Below are 25,376 nucleotides of genomic sequence, written 5' to 3' on the forward strand. Positions count from 1 at the left end.
TATGGTTGCCTTACCCGATCACCCATCGATGAGTGCAGAAGAATACCTAGCTTGGGAACCCACCCAAGAGGAACGTTAGGAGTATTGGGATGGCGAAGTAGTCGCGATAAGCGGTCAAACCCGCAATCACAATCGAATTACTATAAACTTTTTCAAGCTATTAAATGATAGCCTTAATCTCCCCTACGAAATTTACATTATAGATGTAAAAGTTCAAGTGGAACCAGGGCAAAATTATTTTTATTCTGATGTTGTTGTAACTTATGATGAGCATGATAACGATCCGCAATTCTCTTCCTTGATTATCGAAGTTTTATCGCCTTCCACAGAAGCAGCATATCGCGGTATTAAATTTGCTAAATACCGCCAATTTTTAACACTGCAAGAGTATGTTTTGGTGCAATTTAAACAGCCAGGAGTAGAAATTTTTCGGCGCAATCAACAGGAGGAAGGGTTTTTTCCGAGTATGTTTTGGGCGATTCCTTGCAACTTAAATCGGTGAATATAGAAATTGCAATCGCCGATTTATATCGCCAAGTACAATTTTATTAGTAATTTCGCTGTCCAGGGATTTAATATTAATTATCCTAGCGATTCTTTTAAGTATTGGAACGAACCAAGAAGACGCGAAGAGCGCGAATAAAGAACAGTATCTTCTTTTTTCTACTTCTTCGCGTCCGCGTGCCTCGCGGTTCATTTAATCTTACTCCCGATTCGTAAAAATTAGGTTTCTGAACCCCGATGCGTAAGTCCTATTTAAACAAACTGACCCGTTGGAGTCGATCGCACGCGACGAATTCCAATCACCGACGGCATAGGCGATCTGCGCGAATCATTCGAGATATTACTCGGCCACAAACTGCCGCGAGAAACACTACGAGTTTGATTAAAAACACCACCGTTCAAATCCAACATTTCAATTTGCCGACTCAGTACAGTACCATCATCGATCGGGCAATCTTCCCCCGGATGCTGCACCGCAAGCAATAGCGTATCTCCCACAAAAGTCGGCCCCGTCATTTCGCACCGATTCGGCCCGTAAGCAAACGGAATTACTGTTCCTGCATTCGGCCCAGAAGTCGGAATATAGAACAGCCAATTGTTGCCGAAAACTCCAGTAAAATCTGACACATTTCCCGTCTTTTTATGGTCGATCGTCGTTGGCTTTCCAGCCGCACCGACATCAAAACCGTTGTGCGTGCTCGTAGACATATCAGTCACACCCCAAACATTGCCTTGAGGGTCAAAAGCCAAATTATCTACACTAGCAAATCCCGCGCCAGAGACTGAACCCGCTTCTCCACCTTGGGCCAAACGCTGCCAGCGGAAAGTCAAACCTGCACCGTCTGGACTGTCTTCAATTATTTTGTAAAGTCCTCCCGACTGCTGGGTGCTGTTGACTGCGCTACCGTATTTAGCAACAGTAAAAATGCGAGAATCTGGATAGCCGTCGCTTCCCGGTGCCGCGTCCGTATAAGCAATGAAAACTTCCTTAGTCGTAGGATTAACTTCCAAATCTTCCGGCCGCGCCGTCGGAGTGCCACCAATCAAATTAGCAGCTAAGAAAGCATCAACTAAAACCGCGCCTTGGCTGCTGTAAAAATTAGCAAGAGTTTTATTGCTATAGCCAGGAAGTGCTGTTGCTTCATTGGTTGTATCTACTACAAAAGAACCGCCGTCTTCGGTTTGACCAGAAATTCCGGCGCGTTTGGGCAAGCGAGTATTGGCATCTCTTTGAGCTTTGCCAAAAGTTGCTAATTCTGCCTCGCCCACTTTAGAAGGACGCACCGGATTTGTCGGGGTATTTAATGTCAGTGGCAGCCATCTTCCAGTACCGTTGCGGTTGTATTGGGCAACGTACAAAACGCCGTCTTCAAATAATCGGCTGTTGTTTTTATCTGCGGGATTGGTGACAGTACCGTTGCTGACAAATTTCCAGGTGTGTCCGCCGCGCCGATCGTCCCCCATGTACCCTATTAACTTGCGGCCTGCTTCAGCGCGAATCGCGACGTTTTCGTGGCGGAAACGGCCCAACCATGTGTGCTTCCGGGGGCGGAAACTTGGATCTTGGGGATCGACTTCTACCATCCAGCCGTATTTTTCGCCGATTAAGCCGAATTCCTCACCGATAGTACCCTTGGCGTAGCCCGTTTGGCCACCGTTGGGTTTGATGTTTTCCTGAACCCCGACGAAGAATAGTTCGCTACCTTGGAAGTTTTCTTCAGCGGAGAGGATTGTGCCCCACGGAGTTGTGCCGCCGGAACAGTTGTAGGCTGTACCGATTATCCGGTTTCCGAGTCCGTCGGTGTTGACTTGCGCGAAGACTTGGGTGGCTGCGGGGCCCGTGCCCGTGAGGTACTCGTTATCCCCTTGTCTGGTTCCCCAGGAGGTGACATCTTTGTATTTGTCGGTACGCTGGCTGTTGATTCCGAGCCCTGAAAGTCCGTGAATGCGTCGGTTGAGGGGGTCGCCGGCGATCGCCTGAAATCTACCGTTAGACTGTTTGGTAATGCGAACGATCGAACCACCAAGATTGTACAGAAATTCGCCGAGGGTATCGCGATTTTTTACCGATAAGTCTATACCGAGGACAGCGCGATCGGTGGTGGGAAATGATGCCAAATCAGACGGCGCTTCCGGCGTCACTTTCGACATCGGAAAGCCTACATACTCGTGGTTAACCCAAAGATAACCGTCGTCACTGCTGCCGCGAAGGCCTACGAAGCCGGTGTAGTCGTTGTTGTAGCCGAAATAGTCTGCTGGATTGGGGAAAACTCGATCGCCCCAGCGGAGAATCACATACCGTTCGTATTCCGGCGGTACAACCACATCGTCAACAACGTTGTAGCTGGTTAATTTAGTATTCTGCGAGGCCGCCATCACGGTTCCCTGTCCGTTTAAGCCCGTCGGCATAAAGCTGGACATTTCTCGATAAATCGGCAGCGGGTGGGGAAGTCTTAACGGAGTGAAAGATAGCGGAAGTACAGCTTCGGCCGAGGTGGAATTGAAGCCGAATAGTGTTTTAGTTAGTTGAGGGGCAAGCACAGTGGTAGCTGCACTGCTGCCGAAGAAAATTAACAGTTGTCGGCGAGTTATTTTAGACATAAATTCCTTATTTAACCCAACATCCCTAATCAAATGATTCCGTATCCAACTTTATCATTATTAAATTAAGGGAAGTTAACCTGAAGGTTAATTAAAGTGGAATTATATTTGGGTTAATAATTGGTTATTTGTTGTTTGCTACCGATGCCCGATGCCCGATGCCCGATTTCAATCATCTCGAAAACCCGGATCATTTTCTCGGGATGTCGATCGACTAGGCGCAGGTGCATTCATCACTTGCGAAGACCCAGAATTTGCGGGCGAAGTATTGCCTTCTCTGAATCCCAGCAGGAATTGAGCATCCGCAAAATATCTAGTCCACTGTTCGATTCTCGCATCTTTTTGCCAGTCGTGGCGGGATACTCTCGATCGCAAAACTGGAACTCTTTGTCGGCTGCGATCGGCTGTAATGATGATTGTAACTTCTGTTAATGCCGGATTTTCTTGAAACTCGCGGGCGATCGACTCTTTCGCTAAATCTTCCGCCTGCTGCACTAAACTCGCAAAAGATTGACTGCCGTCCGAATCTAGGGTAAGGTAGCGCTCTTTTGTTTCAGCCAAACCTATTGATATACTTGCTGTTAAGCTGATAATTGCTAGAATGACGGCCGACAATAAGCGTAGGTACAAATTCATTATCTTTGAAACTAAATGCTGACAATTGTCAATCATAATCAATAAAAATTAACACCTTATTAAGTTCTGATTAAAATACTATTTTGTATAATCAGATTTTGCCGACAAGAGGGCTTGTAGGCTAGATAACTAAATCCTTCTTTATTCTTGCTTTTTTCCTTTACTCTCTTCCTTCTTCCTTCTTCCTTCTTCCGACTTCCATCCGTTACATCCCGTACATTGCTCGTTGCCCAACCTTCTTCTTTATGAAATCAACAAAATGTGCGATCGCCCTCGGTAGCAACTTAGGCGACTCCCTCGCCACACTCAAAAGCGCGATCGTAACCCTCAACAACACCCCAGGAATATCAGTAAAATCTCATTCAAGCTGGTATCAAACGGCCCCCGTTGGCCCGCCGCAACCCGATTACATTAACGCTTGCGCCATCCTAGAAGTTGCTTTAGAACCCGAACAATTGCTAGCAAAATTATTAGAAATTGAAATAAAATTTAATCGAATTCGCCGAGAAAAATGGGGGCCAAGAACCCTAGACCTAGATTTGCTGCTGTACGACAATTTAGTCCTAGAAACTCCGACACTGACTCTACCTCATCCCCGGATGACCGAAAGAGCTTTTGTATTAGTACCTTTAGCAGAAATTGCCCCGGGTTGGGTGCATCCGGTGACGAAAAATGCGATCGTCCAACTCCTGCAAACTGCAGACTGTTCCGGAGTGCAAAAATTTCCCTTGTAAAAATGGAGCAAAATTCACGGATCGTACCAGTAAAAAAAATGCAACCGTAGGTAAGCTCCCAACTGTGATAATTATCAGTCATTCCCCATCTAAAATCTAAAATCCTATGATATCGCCTATGATGTCTTAAATCGGTGCACTCAAACATTATTCGCTTGTCGCTTATGTCGATCGGTCAAGAACTACCCCAACTCCTCAAACAACGCCTATTTTACCAAGGGCGCAAATTTAATTTTGACGTGGCTACCCTCCGTCTTCCCAACGGTTCCGAAGGCGAGTGGGAATGTATTCGCCACCCAGGCGGAGCACTGGCAGTTCCCGTCACACCTGAAGGTAAACTCGTCTTGGTGCGACAATACCGCTTTGCCACAAAAGGGCGAATTTTAGAATTTCCCGCTGGTACGGTAGAAATCAATGAAAGCCCCGCCGAAACTATCAAACGCGAAATCGAAGAAGAAACCGGATATCGCGCTGGAAAATGGCAGAACTTAGGGCAATTTTTTCTCGCCCCCGGTTATTCTGACGAAATCATTTATGCTTTCTTAGCCCAAGATTTGGAAAAACTGGAAAAGCCGCCAGCACAAGACGATGATGAAGACATTGAAACAGTTTTATTCACCCCTGAAGAATTAGAAAAAGCTATTTTAGCTGGGGAACCAATTGACGCAAAATCCATTTCTAGCTTTTTCTTGGCCCGTCCATTTTTGACTTAAATAGGACTGACAGACAAACCCGGTTTCTTATAAAAATCCTGCGTCAAACCGATAAAAGTTAACTTAGAAACCGGGTTGTTTAACCCGCTTGTGTCCAGGACTGTAAAATCTAAAATCTAAAATCTAAAATCGAATGTCCGATATATCCAATCTAATTTTATTTTGGCACCGCCGCGACTTGCGTATTTCTGACAACATCGGACTGGCAGCAGCGCGCCAGCAAAGCCCGAAAGTTGTCGGAATTTTTTGTCTCGATCGCAATATCCTAAATCGCGATGACGTAGCGCCAGCTAGAGTTACCTACATGATCGGCTGCTTGCAAAAACTCTCCTCGCGTTACAGGGAAGCAGGCAGCCAATTGCTGATAATTCAAGATGATCCGATCCTAGGAATACCAAGATTAGCAACAGCTATAAATGCTCAAGCAGTATTTTGGAACTGGGATGTAGAACCCTACGCAAAACAGCGCGATCAGTCCGTATCAAACGCCCTCCAACCAGCAGGAATTCAAGTTCAAAATTTCTGGGATCAACTGCTGCACGCACCAGATGAAATTCGCAGCGGTACAGGGACTCCCTACACAGTTTATACACCATTTTGGAAAAAATGGAACAGTAAACCTAAAGCCCAACCAGTAGAGACACTGCCGATAACTTATCTGGAATTAATGACCGGCTTAACCGCCGAAGAACAAGCAATCGCCAACCAAGCAGGTGCAATGGAAACAGTACCAACAGCGTTGAGTTTGGGATTTATTTGGGAAAATCCATTAGTAATAGAACCTGGAGAAGATGCAGCGCAACAAAAATTAGAAGAATTTTGCGATCGGGCAATTTACCAATATCAAGGACAGCGCAATTTCCCCGCCATTAACGGCACATCCCAACTCAGCGCAGCCCTCAAATTTGGTGCAATTGGCATCCGCACTGTTTGGCAAGCTACCCAGATAGTAATGGACACTTGCCGCAGCGAAGAAGCGTCTACAAGCATCCGTACTTGGCAACAGGAAATAGCGTGGCGGGAATTTTACCAACACGCCATGTATAACTTCCCAGAATTAGCAGACGGCCCCTATCGTCAAGCATTCAAAGACTTTCCGTGGGAGAACGATGAAAAGCTCTTTCAAGCTTGGTGTAAAGGCAAAACAGGCTATCCTATTATCGATGCAGCAATGCGGCAGTTAAATCAGACAGGTTGGATGCACAATCGCTGCCGCATGATAGTCGCCAGTTTCCTCACCAAAGATTTAATTATTAACTGGCAGTGGGGTGAAAAATACTTCATGCAAAAATTGATAGATGGCGACCTTTCTGCTAACAACGGCGGCTGGCAGTGGAGCGCATCGAGCGGTATGGATCCGAAACCTTTGCGAATATTTAATCCCGCGAGTCAAGCTCAGAAATTCGACCCGGAGGGGGAATATATTCGGCACTGGGTTCCAGAATTGCGCCGTGTTGATACTAAATTTTTGCTAACAGGAAATATTTCGTCTTTAGAACGCAGACTTCTTCATTATCCCTCTCCTATCGTAGATCACAACGAGCAGCAGCGCAAGTTTAAGGAACTGTACACACAGCAAAAAAACGCAGATTAGACAGCTCGATTTTTGGCTATATTTAACAGTAAATTAAGTTGAGATAGCGCTGTAAACCCCTCAACTTAAAAGATGGTATCAGTTATAATAAACTTAAAGAAATCGGAGGTTGAAATGGTAACGCTGCAATTAAGGCAAATCAGTGTACCCCCAGGACATAGAGTGCTGTTCAATGATGTCAACTGGCAGGAATTTGAAGCAATTTTAGAAGAGTTGGGAGAACACCGTAGCTCTAGAATAGCTTACAGTCAAGGAACTTTGGAGATTAGGATGCCACTACCAGAACATGAATTCAATAAGGAAATCATTGGCGATATGGTAAAAATATTACTCGAAGAACTTGAAATTGATCGAGAATGTTTTGGTTCGACGACTTTTAAGCGAAAAAGTATGTTACAAGGAATTGAACCTGACAACTGCTTTTACATTCAGAATTATGCTCTAATGATTGGTAAAAAGCGGATAGACTTAACTGTAGATCCGCCACCTGACTTAGTAATTGAAGTCGATCTAACTTCCAAAACTCAACTCGATGCTTACGAAGCTTTGGGAGTACCTGAAATCTGGCGCTATGAAAATAACAAGCTTCAGATTAATGTGCTTCAAGATGGGAAATATGTTGAAGCAGAAATTAGTCCGATTTTTCCCAATCTGCCAATTATTGAAGCTATTTCTCAATATTGCGAACAAAGCCAAACAGTGGGTACGAGTCAAACTCTCAGATTGTTTCGGAAGTGGGTTAAAGACCAAATACAAAATTGATATGAAATCGCTATTCCACGCACTGGCTGTTAGAAATCCGGCTTATTTACGATCGCCCAAAAGCCATTTTCTCACAGCCCGCCTCCTAATTCCGTTGTATTTTTAATTTCGCTTTTGGGAAATAGAGAGAGAGTAAGGGTGTTGACCTTGAGCTCGATCGCCCACAAAAATAACATAAGTCCCCTTGTCCCCATAACCGGAAAATTCTACATTCCCCGCAGCAGCATTCGCCGGCAGCACACAGAAACGCCCCCTCGGCCCTTGAATCATCAAACTTGGAGCTCCAGCGGTTTGTACTGCAATCCGCCAGTAAGGCAAATCCTGCGTTACTTCAATGACGTGGTTCGGCCCTTGAGAGACAAAACCGCAGTCGCCGCTATTGTTCGGGCCGCCGGAAACTCCAGAAACTCCCAGCGGTTCGGGAAATCCCGGAGCAATTTGTAGCGGTTGGCTCCGAAGGGCGCCGGCATCCGCTAAAATCATTGCCAAGGCTAGGGTCACGATCAAGCTAAACCACAGTTTGCCGCGATCGCCCAGATAATGGATCTTCATGTTTCCTCACACAATGGCATTTGGTTCTAGTTCTTTGACGGTAGGGGATAATGGCGGTTCCAAACACATTAATCTAAAATAACTTCGGAATTTTTTTATGAATCCTCAAAATAATTTCAATTGGCAGCAAGCGTTGGGAGAACTAAAAGCTAAAGTAGAACGATCGCCACTCATCACACAAAATCCAGACAGCTATCAAGCCGTCGGAACCTTCTACAATCAATTACTGGACAATTTTCAAAGACTCCCCAAACCTGGGCAGGTGGCAGCCTTTGCCGTCGGAGCGATAATTGTCCTGACAGTATTCAATAGCATCGTACAGCTAATTTCAGCGCTGATGACTCTTGCCGTTCTCGGAGTGCTAATCTACATAGCGTATAAATTGGCAATTTCCCCCCAGTCCTCAAATACTAACGACAAATAATAGGAATTTCTAAATATGGCTAACCCCACCGCGCCCAGCGGCATCAATCAACCCGATCCGTCTTGGCAAACACAATCCAAGCAAATGCCACTGCTGGTTCGCAGGTGCGGCGCTTGGGCTGTGGAAATTTCGTTAATTGCGGCCAGCGCCCTCGTTCCCTTCAGTATCGGGGCATTGGTCAACAAGGAAACTGAAACCGTGCCGCTCAATTCCTCTGTAGCAGCAGCATCCGAAACCGTCGCCCGTACCTTGGGCATACCCGTGCGCGATCGCAGCCCCAGAGTCGCACCCCTAACTAATCTATTCTGGTCAGGGGCACTGCTGGCACCGGCAGTTTTAGCGGGGTGGCAACTGTTTTTGCTCGCCAGAACAGGTCAAACTCTCCCCAAACGCTGGTTCGGCGTCAAAGTTGTCACAGCGTCGGGTACTCCTCCGGGTTTTGGACCCGTGCTAATTCGCGAAAGTTTGGGGCGCTGGGGAGTGCCTCTGGGCGTCGCTTACGCCATTTGGCGCTTGAGTGGTGCGTTTCCTGATCTGCTGATTTTAGGGGGGCTGAGCAGCTTGGCAGTGCTCGCAGACGGCGCGGTTGCGTGGCGTTACAAACGGCAAGCGGGACACGATCGCCTCGCAAATACTTTGGTCGTCAATGCTCGATCAAATCAACTGTCTGCCGATCCTGTCAAGAGTCCAGATTGGACGGAGGAAGACGCGCAGATTGCGGCTTTGGTGGTGACTCCACAAAGCGGCCTGAAAACAAATGCCAGTTTGTGGAATTGGATGCGCCAACACCCAGGCACAACTTTAGTGATAGTTACCGTCGGCAGCGCCGGATTGATTTTAACTTTGTTTGTCGGCACTCTCATCTACACTCAAAGTCAAGCAAATATGCGGGATTCCCGGCAGCGGAACGACGAATTATTTGTAGCTTTAGTCAGCAAATTGTCTCCCACATCGGCTAGCGGGGCATCGGGCAGGCGATCGGCTATTTTGGCTTTGGGGGCCGTGGAAGACTCCCGCGCCGTACCCCTGCTAGCGGATTTGCTAGCTCAAGAAGACAACCGCGCCATGTTGGACGCGATCCAGCAGGCTTTAGTCAGTAGCGGGCCGAAAGCTTTGCCTGAGTTGCAGCGGTTGAATCAGGCCCTCAGCAACGACCTCGATTCCCTGCGCTTTGGCGGCAAGGCCCCGGAACGCGAGTTAGCGGCCGCCCGCCAGCGAACAGTACAAAGGGCGATCGGCAAAATTCTCACAGTGTATAGCAGCCAGCTCAACGGCGCGGATCTCAGCCGCACGGATTTAGCTCAAAGTCCTGCCGGCCCGTCTCAGTTTACTTTAGTTTTAAACAAAGTTGACTTGTCGGGAATTAAGTTGAGAAATGCCAATTTAACGAATGCCAGTTTGCAAGGAGCTCGCTTTTACGGCACCGGCGAAGACAGGCGTCCGGGTACATTTGATGATTGGATTTCTGACTTGAGTGGCGCTAATCTGGAAGGAGTAAATTTGGTCGGGGCGTCTTTGAACAGTGCTGTAATGAACCGCACTACTTTTGTGCGTGCTGTCATGAACAAAGCTAATTTGTCAAGCGGGAATTTGAATTCAGCTAATTTCAGCAGTGCTATTTTAATTGGAGCAAATTTACAGGAAGCACTGTTAAAAAATGCAAGTTTTACCGGGGCAGATATAGGAAGCGCGAATTTGTCGCGAGCGGATTTGTCAGGCGCGCGTTTGGCAAAAGTGAAGGCTCAAGGTGCCCAGTTGTCCTTGACAAATTTGTCTAAATCGGAATGGCAAGGTGCTGATTTGTCCGGTGCTGATTTGAGCGGCGCCAACTTACAAAAGGCTGATTTGACTTCGACTAAACTCGCCAATGTGAATTTAAAAGATGCTCAGTTGCAAGATGCGAATTTTCGGAATGCGGAGGTGAGTTCGGTTGATTTTAGGGGCGCGAATTTAGCTAGAGCAGATTTTAAAGGCGCTGTGTTTCTGGGGAAGGCAACTTCCGATCAATTTATTCAAAGTCCGACTGGTAGTAAATCCGGTCGATTCCTAGGAGTTGATTTTGCGGAGGCGAAAAATTTAGATAAAAGTCAAATTGCTTACATTTGTTTGCAGGGGGGGATTCATCCGAAGTGCCCGCAGAAGAAGTAAGGATTGGTTGTTAGCGAGTAGGGTAATACAGTCGCTCAAAGAACAGGTAGGGTAATTATGAGCGTTAAGCGAATCATTTATCTCATCTTAGCAATTTTGGGGCTGGTGCTACCTTGGTACTATAACTTGCAGTTTTTTAGCAATGTTGACTTGCTGGACTTTGTAAAGGAGAGTTCCGCTAATCTGGCTGCGAAATCGGTAAGTTTAGATTTGTTTATCGCAACTGTAGCAGGAAGCACTTGGATGTACGCTGAGTCAAAACGATTGGATATAAGTTTTGTAGGGCTGTACCTACTTCTGGGTGTGCTTGTTTCGTTTTACTGTGCTTTCCCGCTTTTCTTGTTTGTGCGGGAAACCAAGCTGGAAAAATCAAGCGAAGTCTCAATTTGAAAAGTTGTTTCACCGGTTAGTGCCGCGCAGCACAATAATTCGGTGCAGGCGATCGAGGTATGATATAATTTCCGGTAAAATCACCGTTATAGGTTTGTAGTGACGACGGAAGTGCTCAGAATTTTATTCGGATTAAATTCCTCACTACAAACCAACGTGATTGTTGTCGATCGAAGGGACATAATATTAATAGCAATTTCACTCATTTCTTGCTAAAAAAATTTGGGTTTAGTTTCGTTCCACTTGCCCAACCTACTACTGAATAGTTTATTGAAGTTGCTATTAAATAGTTCCCGGTTGCATCGGTATTTGTTCCAATTTCCAAACAGTCCGTTGTCCCGAAAGCATAATTTTAGTCAACAGCCAACAGTCAACAGTCAACAATCATGAGGACTGCAACCGGAATTTATATTACGCAATAGCATCCGAACTGGCAAGAGTCTCGAATTGCGCCAATAGCATTGCCTCACCATTATTTGGAGTTCCAAAAATTTTAGGTAACTGACCTGTTTCAGCGAGAACTTGTCTCACTTCTCGGTTAGATACATCGGCTAGATTTTTGTTATTTAGAATGGCATTAACCGCAGCGATACCCACACCTTGACCAACTGCGGCGTTGAATTCAACAATTCTGCCGACAGAACAGGCAAATCCTTCAAATCCAGAACAGGGACTTACCACTGCCAGGTTAGGAACGTTTTTAATTAATGCGTGGCGGATGCCAACATTAAAGATAGGTTGTTTAAAACTCAGAGTTTTAAACCATCCTAGATGAGTTGCTTTATCGCGAATACCCGGGATGCCTCCCCGTACATCAAAATGATAGCTAAATGTTGCCAGGGCTTCATTAGCAGGTACGCCACCTAACAGCATTTGTGTGCCAGTTAAAGGTTCTACCACTCCCGTCACATTGCCAGCGTGTCTGATATAAAGTTCTGAGGAATAAGTAACAGAAGTAGCTCCCAAACTCCTCAGCCAAGTTGTAATAAATAACATCTCTTTTTGCATATTAGCCGTGGGTTTGCTACCGCTTCTAGCTAAGGCTTCTGCTTCGCTGGCGGTGACTGCAAATAACAGCGCATTCCACGAAAGTCTATCATTTGGAAGTATGGCTATATTTCCCTCATCTAGAATTATGCCGGTTTCAGGAAAAGATAGTTTTCTTCCTCTAAAGGAGTGGTAAGCTACAGATAGAGCTGGCGATCGAACATCGATGTAATCGTTACCCGCCCACAGAGTTTTGAGATTGCCTTTAGTGTCGGTCATTTCCCGCCGGAGTTCTTCTGCTAGTTGGGCATCTTTGTCGGCAGCGTACAGCAAAAATTTTTGACTCTCTGCATCAGCCCGGTTGGTAAAGCGTTTTAGATAAATGTAATCGAATTCTTTCAGTGCTCTTGCACTGAGTCCTTGGGTTTCAAAAACGAGGGTGACTGGAAGTTCTGAATTAGGCAGACCAAATGTTTCAAATCCCTTCAGCTTTCTCACACCGGCAGCTTGAGCTAATTCGGCATTGACAGTGGCATCAATAAATTGCTTGCCGGCATAAACTACGCCTTGAGAGGTGGTTATACTGGCAATTTTTTGACCTTCTTTACTGACTGATTTAATTTCTACTTTGCTGAGGAGATCTGCCCCAGCTTTTACCAGCATTTCTTTCAGCGCTGCACTGGCTTTGCGGGGGTCAAGTGCAATTGCCTTAACGCCGGATTTTTGTAAAAATTCTTTATAGATTGTCGCCGGTGAACCAAAGGTATCTAACTTTAAAGATTGTTGAAGTTCTTCACTAATCTGACTTCTATCTAAATAAGCAAGACCGCCTCTTACCAAATGCCCGCCAATTCCTTCTTGCAAGCTTGCTTTCGACATCAGTAGAATTCGCGGAGAACGCTTTGTTCGGCGAAGATATTCTCTGGAGGCAGAGATAACAGCTAGAACTCCTGGAACTTCATCACCAAAACAGATGATATCGTAAGAACGCAGATTCATGACCATTATTTAAGAACCTCTGTTGATTTTCATGTTTTCGAGCTGGATCTCAATGTTTGCCGTCCAACTTTCTGTTTTTCCCAAATCTAGCTCGATCTTTCCTGATTTTTGCGATAAATATTCACACATTTCTGGAGGCAGCAACCGGGTTTTTTCCAGAAAATCCTCTGTTGAGGACGATCGAACTCTGTTGAAAAACCAGGTTTCTGAGCGTCTAGAGTCGGTCATTCTGGTACTCTTGATTGCCATCAGCCCAGATTATCAGGATCTATCCCCAACTCCCGCAATCGCTGAGCTAGTCGATCGGCGCGCTGGGCTTCCTGTTGGGCGCGCTGCGTGGATTCTTTCACCTGTTCTTCAGGACTCAGATAACGTTTTCCATCGGCATCATACCAATACAACCACTCTCTTGTCACCCCAGAATAATTTCCCCTTTCACAACCAATCCCTAAACCAATTTCAGGCATCCAAACTGGATTTCCTGGCTGTAACTCGTACTTCCCATTGACTAATTTGTGTACTTCCAAATGAGGTTTACGACGGCGGCGGGAAGAATAAATGACGTAATAAAGTACGCCTAAATCTTGATAAGTCTCCAATTTTGTGCTGTATTCCTTGCGATAAGTTGGGGAAACAACTTCTAGCACAAAAGTAGGCAAAACATTTTCATCCCACAGCACGTAACTGGGGCGCAATTCTTCGTCGTAAAATCGTTCTACTCCTAAACTTAAGAAAGCATCTGGGACAATGGGCGGTTCGTCAGGGTGATGATAAATACCCATATCTATGCCAAAAAACCAGTCCATGCGTTCTGCCCAAAGTATGAGCAATATTGCTTTTAACAAGCCTGGTATTAGTTCTTGCAGTTCGTTATCCACAGGCGTTTCATCAGAGTCTGGTAGTTCATCGGCGGAGGGCAAGTTCCTCGGCAAGTTGTACTTTAACATTGCGGCTTTCCTCAAAACTCAATAAGATTATAGCGTTGATTTGTTTGGCGATAGTATTTATTGAACGAACCGCGAAGACGCGAAGGAAAAGAAGAGAAGATGATAGGTAATTTTGATTTAGTTAATCTGAATAAATTTTTGTAAAAGATTTGCTGAGATTTACGCGATCGACTAAACTATGTCTAACCAGTCGGTTCTAATGGGGAGCAGCCGTTAGAGGAAACGGGGAAAGTTCGGTGCAAGTCCGGCGCTGTCCCGCAACTGTAATGAGAGTCTTGTCGCTTTCTGAGCCAGGATGCCCGCCGATGTGTTAATTTACATAGTCTCATCTGCGAGGTTCAGCGTGAAGGCCAGAAATCGGAAATTGGTCAGCTTGGGATTGATGGCTGGCTTGAGTTGTTATATTGTCTTGGGTTCAGCAACGCCCGCCGCAGCTATGCACATTTTGGAAGGTTTTTTGCCGGTGCAATGGGCTGCATTTTGGTGGATGGTGGCGTTACCTTTTTTTGCAGTAGGTTTGCGATCGATTACTCGTATTACAAAAGAACACCCCGAACTTAAACTATTGTTGGCTTTGGCGGGTGCGTTTACTTTTGTGCTTTCTGCTTTAAAAATTCCCTCGGTAACGGGCAGTTGTTCTCACCCAACGGGTACCGGTTTGGGTGCAATTTTGTTCGGCCCTTCGGTGATGGCGGTACTGGGGGCTTTAGTTCTGCTTTTTCAAACGTTACTGTTAGCGCATGGTGGCTTGACAACGCTGGGAGCGAATATGTTTTCGATGGCGATTGTCGGCCCTTTCGCTGCGTATTTTATCTATCAATTGCTGTTGCGAACTGGTAGCCAGCGGGCAGCAATTTTTTGTGCTGCGGCTTTGGCAGATTTACTGACTTATGTGACGACTTCGATTCAATTAGCATTAGCTTTCCCAGCAGCTAGTGGCGGTTTTATAGCTTCGTTTCTCAAGTTTGCTGGCATCTTTGCTATTACTCAAGTACCTCTGGCTATCAGTGAGGGATTGCTGACTCTATTGGTCTGGAACTGGCTGCATTCTTACGGGAAGCCGGAGTTAGAAACTTTGAAATTATTAAGACAGGAGTGAGGCGCCGTGAGTCAAAAAACTACAAAAAATCACCAATCTACTTCGCGGCAAAATTGGCTGTTGGCTGGCGCTGTGATTGTTCTGGCAGCGTTTCCTCTCGTTTTTGTGCGGGGTGAATATGGCGGTGCCGATGACCAAGCTAAGAAAGCAATTACTGAAATTCAACCGGGTTATAAACCTTGGTTTAATCATTTGTTTGAGCCGGCTAGCAGCGAAATTTCCAGTCTATTGTTTGCGTCTCAAGCGGCGATCGGGGCTGGCGTAGTTGGGTACGTCATTGGGTTGTATAAAGGCCGATCGCAATCTCGGCAGCAGTCTGATCATAAATCGTCGGAATGAACCATCAGATTGATAGTCTCGCTTATACAAATCGCTTGCGGGGGTTGCCGCCATCTCACAAGTTATCCTTTGCGCTCGCCCTTTTAATTCTGTCTCTAGTTTCTGGGGCTATCGTCCAATTGTCGATCGCCCTTTGGTTAGCCGTCTGGATCGTCATCTATGCGGGTATTCCGGGGAAACTGTATTTGCGGTTGCTGTCGCTACCGTTGATGTTTTTGCTGACAAGTTTGCCTGCTTTGGCGCTGGGTGCGGTTGCGGGCGATCGTATCCCTGCAATTGGGTGGGATATTTGCCAAGGTTGGGGGATTAGTGTCGGCACTTTTTATCTGTATGTGAGCCGCACTGGAATATACCAAGTGAGCTTGCTATTTGCCCGCGCCTTCGCATCCACAAGTTGTATGTATTTCATCCTCTTGACGGTTCCCTTTACCGAAATCTTGCAGATTCTTAGACAACTACGCTGTCCAGAGTTAGTCACAGAACTGCTATTACTAATGTATCGGTTTATTTTTAGCTTATTGGCGATCGCCGATGAACTTTGGATAGCCCAAAACTCGCGCTGTGGCTACCGCACTTGGAAACGGGGAATGAACAGTTTAAGCATTTTAATCGGGCAATTGCTTCAGCGAACTTTGGAAAACTACCGTCAAGTATCTTTGAGTTTAGCGTCGCGCGGCTTTAATGGAGAACTGCGTGTTTGGAATTCTTACCCTTACAAACCTTCGCGAAGATATACATTTGAAGCTTTGTTTGGTTGCACAGTTTTAACTTTGTTAAACGTGCTATTTCAACATTAAATTACTCGTTCCCAGGCTCTGCCTGGGAACGCAGAACCGGAGGCTCTACCTCCAATTTCCCTTTCGCCACACGAGGTAGAGCCTCTGGAAATTGGTTCCCAGGCAGAGCTTAGGAACCAGTCAAATTCCCTGCCGCCGGACTTAATATATGAATTTTATGAACATAATTAATGAATTTAATGAATTGACTTCAAAAGAAATCTGTTGAATTATTGTAGTCAACACTTATCTTGTGGAAATCCTATGATAAATAAACGACTCATCAAAAAAATAGTTTTTTTATTAATGGCTTCATTAAGCCTATTACTGGTAACAGTGACTCATGCAGCGGCCCAACAACTACCATTCTACTGGGATAATATTAACGTCATTATCGACGTTCAGACCAACGGAGATATGTTAGTTACCGAAACGCAAAAATATTTGTTCACAGCAGATTACACCAATGAACGATATCGCTATATTCCTTTAGATAAAGTCGATGAAATTAAAGATGTGACCGTTACCGAAAATAATCAAATAATTCCTAGTAGCACTGGAACTGAAAATAATCAACTTTGGATTCGTTGGCAACATAAATTAAAAGCGCCCGAATCACATACTTTTGTCATCAAATATAGAGTGCTAGGTGGATTGCAGTTAGAAGGTGAGAATACTCTAGTTTATTGGAAAGCTATTGCAGCGGGTCGTAAAGCTCCGATTAATAGCGGAAAAGTTACGGTGAAATTACCAGAAGCTTTGTCAGGGAAAGTTGTATCGTTTACGAATTTTGGTGCAGTAGCAGTTCCTCGTCAAGTAAATCCGAAAACATTTGAATTTGTGGCGAGTCAGCCTATTCCACCCGAACAAGAATTAGAAGTGCAGATTGCATTTCCCCAGGCGATTCTGAATATACCTCAACCTGGCTGGCAACAAACTCGAAACCAAGGAGGAGAAGGGTCTTTCATAAACAACATAATGGGTGTAATCGGTTTTTTGCTATTTGGTTTGGTATTGTTTGTAGCCTTAGGGTTTTTTCCGTTGATGATTCTTCTGTTTGTGTGGATTGTCAGCGTCATTATTTACCAAGAAATCAAGAAAGCAATCAATAATCGACGCTGCCCTCAGTGTAAAACGCTTAATCTCAAACGGACTTATCAAGTTTTGATTCGTGCAACTACTCGCACTTCAGGAAAGCAGCGAGTTACCTGCAACTGTGGAAACTGCTCTTACCATAACGAGTACGAAGAAGTAATTCCAATCATTATCATTAGCAATAATGGTGGCGGTGGTGGCGGTGGCGGTGGTGGCGGTGGCGGTGGTGGCGGTGGTGGTGGCGGCGGTGGCGGCGGTGGTGGTGGCGGTTAATATGAACGAGACTTACGCATCACAAGCAAAGAAACCGGGTTTTTACTGAATCTGCAGGTTGTAACCAAGTATTCTCGCCAAAAACCCGGTTTCTGACTACCCGCGCGTCCAGGACTATTGTTGATAATTTTCGTATTCTCGTTAGTTTAGCGGGCAGGATTTGAATAAGGGCGATCGCACTTTCTTACAGATTGTACGCTCGCTTGTAAATATTGGATGGAAATTTTAGTCACTCATTTTGAGATGAACCAATCGCACTTCCTGCCCAATCATATTCCAAATATGACTTTTATGAACATAATTAATGAATTAAATGAATTGACGTTCAAAGAAATCTATTGAATAGTAATTGTAGTTAACAACTTTTCAGTACATTTGAGCTTAAAACAGGTTAAAAACTATGACTAAATTAGGTTTTGTTCGCAAGCTTTTACCATTAGCGGTATCTTTCGCAACCGCGATCGCAGCAGCAGGCGCTTTTGCCCCGCCAACTTGGGCTCAAAGCAATCCGCCACCGCAAGTCCAGGAAGTTCAACCAGCCCAAGCAGAAGGATTTAGCATTCCAATTTGGATCTATCCGGTAGGAGCAATGTTCCTAGTTTTCATCTTTATACCCAAGATTGGCTGGACTTTGGGATTAATTGCGATCGGCGAACGAGAAGTGGGAATTGTTACTAAGAAATTCTCCGGCAAAAATTTGCCCTCCAATAGATTAATTGCTCTCGATGGCGAAGGAGGTTTGCAAGCAGATACCCTTCCTCCCGGCTGGCATTTTGGTTATTTTCCCTGGCAATATAGCATTCGCAAAGAACCAGTTGTTGTCGTTCCTCAAGATGAAATTGGTTTAATTATTGCTAATGACGGAGCTACCATTCCTTCCGATCGCATTTTAGGCAAAGTCGTCGATTGCGACAATTTTCAAAATGCCCGCAAATTCCTCACCGACGGTGGAGAAAAAGGACGGCAACTAGCCATCATCACCACTGGTACTTATCGGATCAATACGGCTGTATTTGAGGTGATTACTTCAGCTAATGCCGCTGCAAAGGGTATGGAACCTGCGGAACTTCAACTATATAAACTCGCTCCCGATCGCGTGGGAATTGCGAACGTGCTAGACGGGATTCCGATTGATGAAGGTGAAATTGCCGGGCCGATAATTCCCGGTCACGACAATTTCCAAAAAGCGCAATCTTTCATCAAAGGTGGCGGGCGCAGGGGCTTACAAGAACAGGTGATTTTATCGGGTTCTTGGAACCTGAATCCTTGGTTTGTGCAAGTTGAACAGGTAAAAATGACCGAAGTGCCGATAGGCTATGTAGGCGTAGTAATTTCCTATGTGGGAAAATCGCACCAAGACGTAAGCGGCGCGGCTTTTACCCACGGCAATCTTGTCAATAAAGGCGATAAAGGCGTGTGGGTCGAACCGCTTTATCCCGGCAAACATCCGATCAATACAAAAGTGATGAAAGTAGAACTTGTTCCCACTACGGATGTAGTTTTAAACTTCACATCGCGGTTCAGTGGAGAACACGGCTACGACTCCAAATTAAGTGCTCTGAAATTGCTTTCTTTTGACGGATTTACGTTTGAGTTAGAAGTTTTTCAAATCATTCATGTCGGTACCTTGGATGCACCGAGAGTGATTTCGCGGCAAGGTTCGATGCAGAATCTGATCGACCAAGTGCTGCGTCCAATTGTGGGCAATTATTTCCGCAATTCCTCTCAAGAATATACGATACTCGATTTCCTGATCGCGCGCAGCCAGCGCCAAGCAGAGGCGGCAGAACACGTTCGTCAAGCCCTGCGGGCCTACGACGTGCAAGCTGTGGACACGCTGATCGGTTTGATTTCGCCACCACCAGAGTTGATGCAAACATTGACCGATCGCAAAATTGCTCAGGAACAAGAAAAAACTTACGACGTACAGCGCATTTCAGAGTCGCAGCGTCAAGAATTGGTGCGCGCAACTGCGATCGCCAACATTCAAAATCAGGTGGTGGCGGCAGAACAAGGGGTGAAAATTGCCCAACTGAGTGCAACTGCTGCGATCGAACACGCAAGCGGTGAAGCAGAAGGAATTCGGCTGATGGGACAAGCAAAAGCGGATGCTTATCAAGTTGGTGTCAACGCTTTGGGTACGCAAAGTTACACGCTGCTGCAATTGATGCAAGCGGTTTCGGATGGTAGCGTTCGCGTTGTTCCCGATGTCACAGTCAATGGTAATGGCGGTAGTGGGGGTTTGTTGGACAGTTTGATGGCAATGTTGCTGCGGAATGAAAACAGTAAAAATGGAGGAAATGGAACACAATCACCTGTAATTAATGTCAAGAAATCTAAGTCTGTTGTTGTGGAACCTGTGGCCGAATCACCAGTAGTAAATGTGCATTCGCTGGAGTCGCCGGAGTCTCCTAATCATTCACCATTTCCTCAGTATGAGGCTATTGATGAAACTGATATTGATTCGGCATTTGGTGAATTGTTAGGTATTTGATCTGAGTGCAATTTGTAGAGAGGACAACCGTCCTCTCTGAAAGCTTTTTGTCTAAGATTTTACTATTCAGAGAATTAAAGGCGCAAAATTATGACGTTTATGGTTATACAGAAATACGTGAATTTGTCAAGGTTGATGGTGGTAGTTGCTTTTAGTGCGATCGGTCTAGGATTATGTGGAAATGGACTGTCGGTTTTAGCAGCAGAAACGCAAAGCGCAAACAAAACATTTGGTGATTGGTGTCGCGAAAAAGCTTCTCTGAACCCTGAAGCTAAACATACTGTTGAAGTGTTGTTGCGGAAATCTAAGACTACTGAGTGCGATGCAGCCGATCGGAAACTTTCGAGTCTCACGGAACTCTACCTCGACAACAATGAAATCAGTGATATCAAACCATTGCAATCTTTGATTCAACTGACTGAACTACACCTCAGCAGAAATGAAATAAGCGATATTAAACCGCTAGAATCATTGACTCAACTATATTTGCTTGAACTCGATAACAATCAAATCAGCGACATCAAACCGCTAGCATCCTTGACCCAATTGAGTTTTCTCGGACTCAGCGACAATAAAATCAGCGACATCAAACCATTGCAATCTTTGCGTGAACTGGATTATCTCAGTCTTGACAACAATCAAATCAGCAACATTAAACCCTTACAACCTTTGACTAACCTGAGTTATCTATCCCTGAGTGGAAACCTAATTACTCCCCAAATTTGCCCGATGACCATGCCAGAGTCGATCTGTAGTTGGTAACTCATAAATTAAATGCTCAAACTTTACTACTCTGAAAATGACAGGCACAAGATTATGACATTTATAGTTGGACACAAACACATGAATTTACCAAAGTCTATCGCAATTATTTGTAGTGCACTCATCGCTGTAGCATTATCTGGAAATGGAGTTTCAGTTTTAGCAGCCGAAAGCCAACCCGCAAACAAAACATTTACTGATTGGTGTCGCGAGTATGCTTCTTTGAATCCAGAAACTAGACAGACTGTTGAAGCACTTTTGGAAAAAGCAGGGACTGTTGAATGTGACGCAGCTAATCAGAAACTTTCGAGTTTCGCGTATCTCGTCCTCAGTAGCAATCAAATCACCGATGTCAAACCATTACAATCATTGACTAGACTGACTTGGCTCGACCTTAGCGACAATCAGATTACCGATATCAGACCATTGCAATCCTTGACTAGAATGGTTCGGCTAGATCTCCAAAACAATCTTCTCAGCGACATTCAACCCTTACAATCTTTTGCTAACCTGACTCAACTTAGCCTAGATACCAATAAAATCAGCGACATCAAACCCTTACAATCTTTGACAAAACTGACTAAGCTCGACCTAAGCAACAATCAAATCAACGACATAAAATCATTGTACTCTTTGACTAACCTGACTAATCTCGTCCTCAGTGACAATAAAATCAACGACATCCAATCATTGCAATCCTTGATTAAGCTAACTAATCTCACCCTCAGAAATAATCAAATCAGTGATATCAAACCAGTGGAACCCTTTAGCCAACTGACTAATCTTACCCTCAGTAGCAATAAAATCAGCGATATCCAATCATTGCAATCCTTAACCAACTTGACAGTGATTTACCTAGACACCAATCAAATCAGTGATATTAAACCATTACAATCCTTGACTAACCTCAAAGAGATTTACCTCAACAACAATCAAATCAGCGATATTAAACCATTGCAATCCTTGACCAAGGTATTCACCCTTAACCTGGACAACAATCAAATCAGCGATATCCAACCATTACAATCCTTGAGCCAGCTAATTAATCTGTACATGAGTAACAATAAAATTAGCGATGTTAAACCCTTACAGTCTTTGACTGACCTAATGTCACTCAACCTAGAAAAAAATCAACTCACCGATATCAAACCCCTGCAATCTTTGACTGAACTTCGTTATGTCTACCTCAGCGGAAATCCGATGTCTTCCAAAACTTGTCCTCTTCAGGAAGGGTCTATCTGTATTTGGGAACCATTAGGTTATCCTTAAATCCGCAAACTTGACATTTCTGAAAATTAGAGCCACCAAATTATGAGATTTATAGTTGGAGAAAAACACATGAATTTACAGATCGCAATTACTTGTAGTACGCTCATCGCTGTAGCATTATCTGGAAAGGGAATTTCTGTTTTAGCAGCAGAAACGCAAAGCGCAAACAAAACATTTGGTGATTGGTGTCGCGAAAAAGCTGATTTGACTCCTGAAGCTCAACATACTATTGAGGTGCTGTTGAAGCAAGCTGAGACTACAGAGTGCGATGCAGCTAATCAAAGACTTTCCAGTATCACGGAACTCGACCTCAGCGAAAATGAAATCAGCGACATCAAACCATTGCAATCCTTGACTAAACTGACTGCGCTCAATCTCGCCGCCAATAAAATCAGCGACATTCAATCGTTGCAATTCTTGACCAACCTGACAGATCTCTACCTCAGCGCTAATCAAGTTACCGATATCAAACCATTAGAATCCTTGACTAACCTGACTGTGCTTGCCCTCAACCTCAATCAAATCAGTGAAATCAAACCATTGCAATCCTTGACTAACCTGATTGTGCTCTTCTTGGGCAATAATAAAATTAGAGACATCACACCATTACAATTCTTGACTAATCTGAATCTGCTAGACCTTGAAAAAAATCAAATTAGTGACATCAAACCCTTGCAATCTTTGACTAACCTAACTCTGATAGACCTCAGCAAAAATCAAATCAGCGATATCCAACCCTTACAATCTTTGACTAACTTGTCTGAGGTCAACCTCAGCGGAAATGCGGTTCCCCTCCTAAGATTATCTACAAATGAACCTTCCCCGTCAGTCGCCCAAAAGCAACCAGAATATAATGGTCGAACATTTGGTGATTTGTGTCGCGAAAAAGCTTCTTTAAGTCCAGAAGCTCAACATACTATTGAGGTGCTGTTGAAGCAAGCTGACATTGATGAGTGTGATGCCGCTAATCAGATACTTTCGAGTCTTACAGAACTCGGTCTCAGCGACAATGAAATCAGCGACATCACACCCTTGCAATCCTTGATCAACCTGACTTCCATCGGCCTCAGCGACAATAAAATCAGCGACATAAAACCCTTGCAATCCTTGACTAAATTGACCAATTTAGACCTTAGACGCAACCAAGTCAGCGATATTGCATCCTTGCAATCATTAACTAACCTGACTGAACTCAACCTCGGCATAAATCAAATCAGCGACATCCAACCATTACAATCCTTGACTAAGCTGACCGCTCTCGAACTCAACAACAATAAAATCATCGACATTACGCCATTGCAATCATTAACTAATCTGAATTCGCTTTTGCTCAACAACAATAAAATCACGAACATCAAGCCTTTGCAATCTTTGACTAAACTAACTTGGATGTTCCTCAGCGACAATCAAATTACTGACACCAAACCGTTGCAATCATTGACTAGCCTGGGTGTACTGAACCTCAGTGGAAATCCGATCGAACCCAAAACTTGCCCTCTCCAGCCAGAGTCTATCTGTGGTTGGGACACACCATTTGTATTCTAAAAATCGACTGTTCAGCCAAACAGTCAACTCTGCTGAAACCCTTGTGGGCAAGGCATCTGGCTCGCCCTAGAAATACAAATATGACTTTTATGAACTTAATTAATGAATTTAATGAATTGACTTTAACCGCAATTTATTGAATAGTGATTATAGTTAACGAGTTTTCGGTAGAAATTATATAAGGAGAAAAACTATGTCCCAAGATAACAAAAAAAATCCACCGCCCATCTTTTTTATTGTTGCTCTCGGCTTAATTGGGTTTGGCGCATACAACTTTCTTCCCGGTTTATTGACAGCTAAAACTTCAAATACACCTACATCTACATCGGCACCGATCGCACCCGGAACGATCGCAAATCGCATCAGTTTAGGAAATCAGATATTGGTGACATCCCAAAGAACAGCCGAAAAAAAAGCAGGCGTTGAAGCTTTTGTCAATGGAGATTACCAAGCAGCCGTCAAAAATTTTCAGGATTCGCTGCAACTAAATCGCAACGATCCCGAAACCATTATTTATTTGAATAATGCCATTATTTATTTGAATAAGACCACAGCCAGCAATGCTTCTCCCTTAAAAATTGCTGTCAGCGTCCCCATTGGTAGCAACCCCAATGTCGCGCAAGAAATCCTCCGAGGTGTCGCCCAAGCTCAGGATGAAGTCAATAATAGCGGTGGCATCAACGGCGCCAAACTGCAAGTAGAAATTGTCAACGATGACAACAGTCCAGAGGTGGTCAGAGATGTTGCAAAAGCATTAACAAACGATGCAAGTATACTAGCAGTAATTGGACACAATGCTAGTAACGCATCTCTCGAAGCTGCTCCGATATATCAGCAAGAAAAACTGGTAATGGTGACACCGACGAGCTTTGCCAATAATCTATCAGGATTTGGTAGCTACATTTTTCGGACAGTACCCAATATTAGCGTCATGGCTGCTCCCCTAGCAGAATATGCAGTCAAAACAGCAGGCAAAACTAATATTGCTATTTGTTACGACTCCCAAGCACCGGATAATATATCATTTAAAGATGAATTTGTGGCAGCTCTTACTGCTGCTGGTGGCAAATTAGTTCCCACTGTTTGCGACTTTTCAATACCCTCTTTTAATCCCAACATTGCGATCGCCGATGCTGTCAGCAAAGGAGCACAAGCATTGATGCTAGCCCCCCACGTCGATCGCATTGACCGTGCCATCTCTCTGGCACGCATCAATCAAGGCAAATTGCCACTCTACGGCAGCACAACAATGTACACCTTTCAAAGTTTAAAAGATGGGCAAAAGGACGTTGACGGGCTTGTTTTGCCTGTTCCCTGGCATCCTGAAACTAATCCCGGTAGCACTTTTCCACAAAATGCCAGCCGCCGTTGGGGAGGAGTAGTAAATTGGCGAACCGCAACGAGTTTTGATGCGACTCAAACTGTCATCGCAGGCTTGCGACAAAGCAATACGCGGGAAGGGTTGCAACAAGCACTCAGAAATCCGAGTTTTTCGACACCGGGAGCAAGCGAAGAAGTGAGGTTTTTGCCCACGGGCGATCGGGCTGGTAAGCCGATTTTAGTGCAAGTTAAACAAGGAGGAAGCACTGGCTATAACTTTGTCCCGCTGCGGTAACTTTGTTAAGTGCGATCGCACGGGCGGGAAAGATGCCCAACCCTACTCCCCCCAAGAAAATTCAATCTTTGTGGAACAGGCCGGAAAGCCTGTTCTTGATGCCAAACTCACGCCCCAC

At 44.8% G+C, this 25,376-nt stretch carries 23 protein-coding genes and 1 riboswitch; of the genes, 17 read left to right on the forward strand and 6 right to left on the reverse strand.

What is annotated here, in order from left to right:
- Window positions 1-136: 136 nt before the first annotated feature.
- Window positions 137-502 (forward strand): Uma2 family endonuclease, encoded by a 366-nt coding sequence (locus QUA24_RS05285; RefSeq protein WP_333227980.1) that lies wholly within the window; start codon window positions 137-139, stop codon window positions 500-502.
- A 254-nt stretch (window positions 503-756) separates the two neighbouring features.
- On the opposite strand, the gene QUA24_RS05290 is transcribed toward QUA24_RS05285, so the two are convergent.
- On the reverse strand, window positions 757-3,105 hold the full coding sequence (locus QUA24_RS05290) for a PhoX family phosphatase (protein WP_333227801.1): 2,349 nt from the start codon (window positions 3,103-3,105) through the stop codon (window positions 757-759).
- 168 nt (window positions 3,106-3,273) lie between these two features.
- Entirely contained in the window at window positions 3,274-3,741 is a 468-nt protein-coding gene (locus tag QUA24_RS05295) for a hypothetical protein (RefSeq protein ID WP_333227803.1), read from the reverse strand.
- A 245-nt stretch (window positions 3,742-3,986) separates the two neighbouring features.
- Between QUA24_RS05295 and folK the strand changes: the two genes are divergently transcribed.
- The 4 genes from folK to QUA24_RS05315 all read left to right on the forward strand — a co-directional run bounded on the left by folK (window position 3,987) and on the right by QUA24_RS05315 (window position 7,544).
- A complete protein-coding gene (gene folK, locus QUA24_RS05300; protein ID WP_333227805.1) occupies window positions 3,987-4,475 on the forward strand; it encodes a 2-amino-4-hydroxy-6-hydroxymethyldihydropteridine diphosphokinase in 489 nt (162 codons plus the stop codon).
- 164 nt (window positions 4,476-4,639) lie between these two features.
- Entirely contained in the window at window positions 4,640-5,188 is a 549-nt protein-coding gene (locus QUA24_RS05305) for an NUDIX hydrolase (RefSeq protein ID WP_333136399.1), read from the forward strand.
- Between the two features lie 142 nt (window positions 5,189-5,330).
- Window positions 5,331-6,782 carry an FAD-binding domain-containing protein gene (locus QUA24_RS05310; RefSeq protein WP_333227982.1) on the forward strand — a complete coding sequence of 484 codons (1,452 nt, stop codon included), beginning with the start codon at window positions 5,331-5,333 and terminating at the stop codon, window positions 6,780-6,782.
- Between the two features lie 114 nt (window positions 6,783-6,896).
- A complete protein-coding gene (locus QUA24_RS05315) occupies window positions 6,897-7,544 on the forward strand; it encodes a Uma2 family endonuclease (protein WP_333227806.1) in 648 nt (215 codons plus the stop codon).
- A 102-nt stretch (window positions 7,545-7,646) separates the two neighbouring features.
- Here the strand turns inward: QUA24_RS05315 and QUA24_RS05320 are convergent, their stop codons facing one another.
- The gene (locus QUA24_RS05320) at window positions 7,647-8,096 is read right to left on the reverse strand and encodes a hypothetical protein (protein ID WP_333227809.1); all 450 of its coding nucleotides are present in this window, start codon (window positions 8,094-8,096) and stop codon (window positions 7,647-7,649) included.
- A gap of 97 nt (window positions 8,097-8,193) precedes the next feature.
- Here QUA24_RS05320 and QUA24_RS05325 point away from each other — a divergent pair, with 97 nt between their 5' ends.
- The 3 genes from QUA24_RS05325 to QUA24_RS05335 are packed head-to-tail and all read left to right on the forward strand — an operon-like array spanning window position 8,194 to window position 11,058.
- Window positions 8,194-8,520 carry a hypothetical protein gene (locus tag QUA24_RS05325; protein ID WP_333212814.1) on the forward strand — a complete coding sequence of 109 codons (327 nt, stop codon included), beginning with the start codon at window positions 8,194-8,196 and terminating at the stop codon, window positions 8,518-8,520.
- A 15-nt stretch (window positions 8,521-8,535) separates the two neighbouring features.
- On the forward strand, window positions 8,536-10,668 hold the full coding sequence (locus tag QUA24_RS05330; protein ID WP_333227811.1) for a pentapeptide repeat-containing protein: 2,133 nt from the start codon (window positions 8,536-8,538) through the stop codon (window positions 10,666-10,668).
- A 57-nt stretch (window positions 10,669-10,725) separates the two neighbouring features.
- Window positions 10,726-11,058 (forward strand): DUF2834 domain-containing protein, encoded by a 333-nt coding sequence (locus QUA24_RS05335; protein ID WP_333227813.1) that lies wholly within the window; start codon window positions 10,726-10,728, stop codon window positions 11,056-11,058.
- A gap of 411 nt (window positions 11,059-11,469) precedes the next feature.
- Here QUA24_RS05335 and QUA24_RS05340 read toward each other — a convergent pair whose 3' ends face one another.
- Genes QUA24_RS05340 through QUA24_RS05350 form a run of 3 tightly spaced genes read right to left on the reverse strand, consistent with a single transcriptional unit; the run spans window position 11,470 to window position 13,991 of the window.
- The gene (locus QUA24_RS05340) at window positions 11,470-13,044 is read right to left on the reverse strand and encodes an FAD-dependent oxidoreductase (protein WP_333227815.1); all 1,575 of its coding nucleotides are present in this window, start codon (window positions 13,042-13,044) and stop codon (window positions 11,470-11,472) included.
- Window positions 13,045-13,053: 9 nt separating this feature from the next.
- The gene (locus tag QUA24_RS05345; protein ID WP_333227817.1) at window positions 13,054-13,272 is read right to left on the reverse strand and encodes a hypothetical protein; all 219 of its coding nucleotides are present in this window, start codon (window positions 13,270-13,272) and stop codon (window positions 13,054-13,056) included.
- 20 nt (window positions 13,273-13,292) lie between these two features.
- Entirely contained in the window at window positions 13,293-13,991 is a 699-nt protein-coding gene (locus QUA24_RS05350; RefSeq protein WP_333227819.1) for a Uma2 family endonuclease, read from the reverse strand.
- Between the two features lie 174 nt (window positions 13,992-14,165).
- Window positions 14,166-14,312: riboswitch (cobalamin riboswitch) on the forward strand.
- A gap of 61 nt (window positions 14,313-14,373) precedes the next feature.
- Here QUA24_RS05350 and QUA24_RS05355 point away from each other — a divergent pair.
- From QUA24_RS05355 to QUA24_RS05395, 9 genes are all read left to right on the forward strand, one after another.
- Window positions 14,374-15,090 carry an energy-coupling factor ABC transporter permease gene (locus tag QUA24_RS05355; protein WP_333227984.1) on the forward strand — a complete coding sequence of 239 codons (717 nt, stop codon included), beginning with the start codon at window positions 14,374-14,376 and terminating at the stop codon, window positions 15,088-15,090.
- 6 nt (window positions 15,091-15,096) lie between these two features.
- Entirely contained in the window at window positions 15,097-15,429 is a 333-nt protein-coding gene (locus QUA24_RS05360; protein WP_333227820.1) for an energy-coupling factor ABC transporter substrate-binding protein, read from the forward strand.
- Window positions 15,426-16,226, forward strand: a complete 801-nt coding sequence (gene cbiQ, locus QUA24_RS05365; RefSeq protein WP_333227823.1) for a cobalt ECF transporter T component CbiQ — start codon at window positions 15,426-15,428, stop codon at window positions 16,224-16,226. The genes QUA24_RS05360 and cbiQ overlap by 4 nt, the downstream gene beginning before the upstream one ends.
- Window positions 16,227-16,469: 243 nt before the next feature.
- Complete coding sequence (locus QUA24_RS05370; RefSeq protein ID WP_333227825.1) at window positions 16,470-17,573, forward strand: DUF2207 domain-containing protein; 1,104 nt, start codon at window positions 16,470-16,472, stop codon at window positions 17,571-17,573.
- Between the two features lie 400 nt (window positions 17,574-17,973).
- On the forward strand, window positions 17,974-20,067 hold the full coding sequence (locus tag QUA24_RS05375) for an SPFH domain-containing protein (RefSeq protein ID WP_333227827.1): 2,094 nt from the start codon (window positions 17,974-17,976) through the stop codon (window positions 20,065-20,067).
- A gap of 99 nt (window positions 20,068-20,166) precedes the next feature.
- A complete protein-coding gene (locus QUA24_RS05380) occupies window positions 20,167-20,829 on the forward strand; it encodes a leucine-rich repeat domain-containing protein (protein ID WP_333227829.1) in 663 nt (220 codons plus the stop codon).
- A gap of 54 nt (window positions 20,830-20,883) precedes the next feature.
- The gene (locus QUA24_RS05385; protein WP_333227831.1) at window positions 20,884-22,098 is read left to right on the forward strand and encodes a leucine-rich repeat domain-containing protein; all 1,215 of its coding nucleotides are present in this window, start codon (window positions 20,884-20,886) and stop codon (window positions 22,096-22,098) included.
- Window positions 22,099-22,167: 69 nt separating this feature from the next.
- On the forward strand, window positions 22,168-23,643 hold the full coding sequence (locus QUA24_RS05390) for a leucine-rich repeat domain-containing protein (protein ID WP_333227833.1): 1,476 nt from the start codon (window positions 22,168-22,170) through the stop codon (window positions 23,641-23,643).
- 193 nt (window positions 23,644-23,836) lie between these two features.
- Entirely contained in the window at window positions 23,837-25,258 is a 1,422-nt protein-coding gene (locus QUA24_RS05395) for an ABC transporter substrate-binding protein (RefSeq protein ID WP_333227835.1), read from the forward strand.
- Window positions 25,259-25,376 lie beyond the last annotated feature (118 nt).

It is taken from the genome of Microcoleus sp. Pol12B5 (assembly GCF_036701335.1).
Lineage (GTDB): Bacteria > Cyanobacteriota > Cyanobacteriia > Cyanobacteriales > Microcoleaceae > Microcoleus.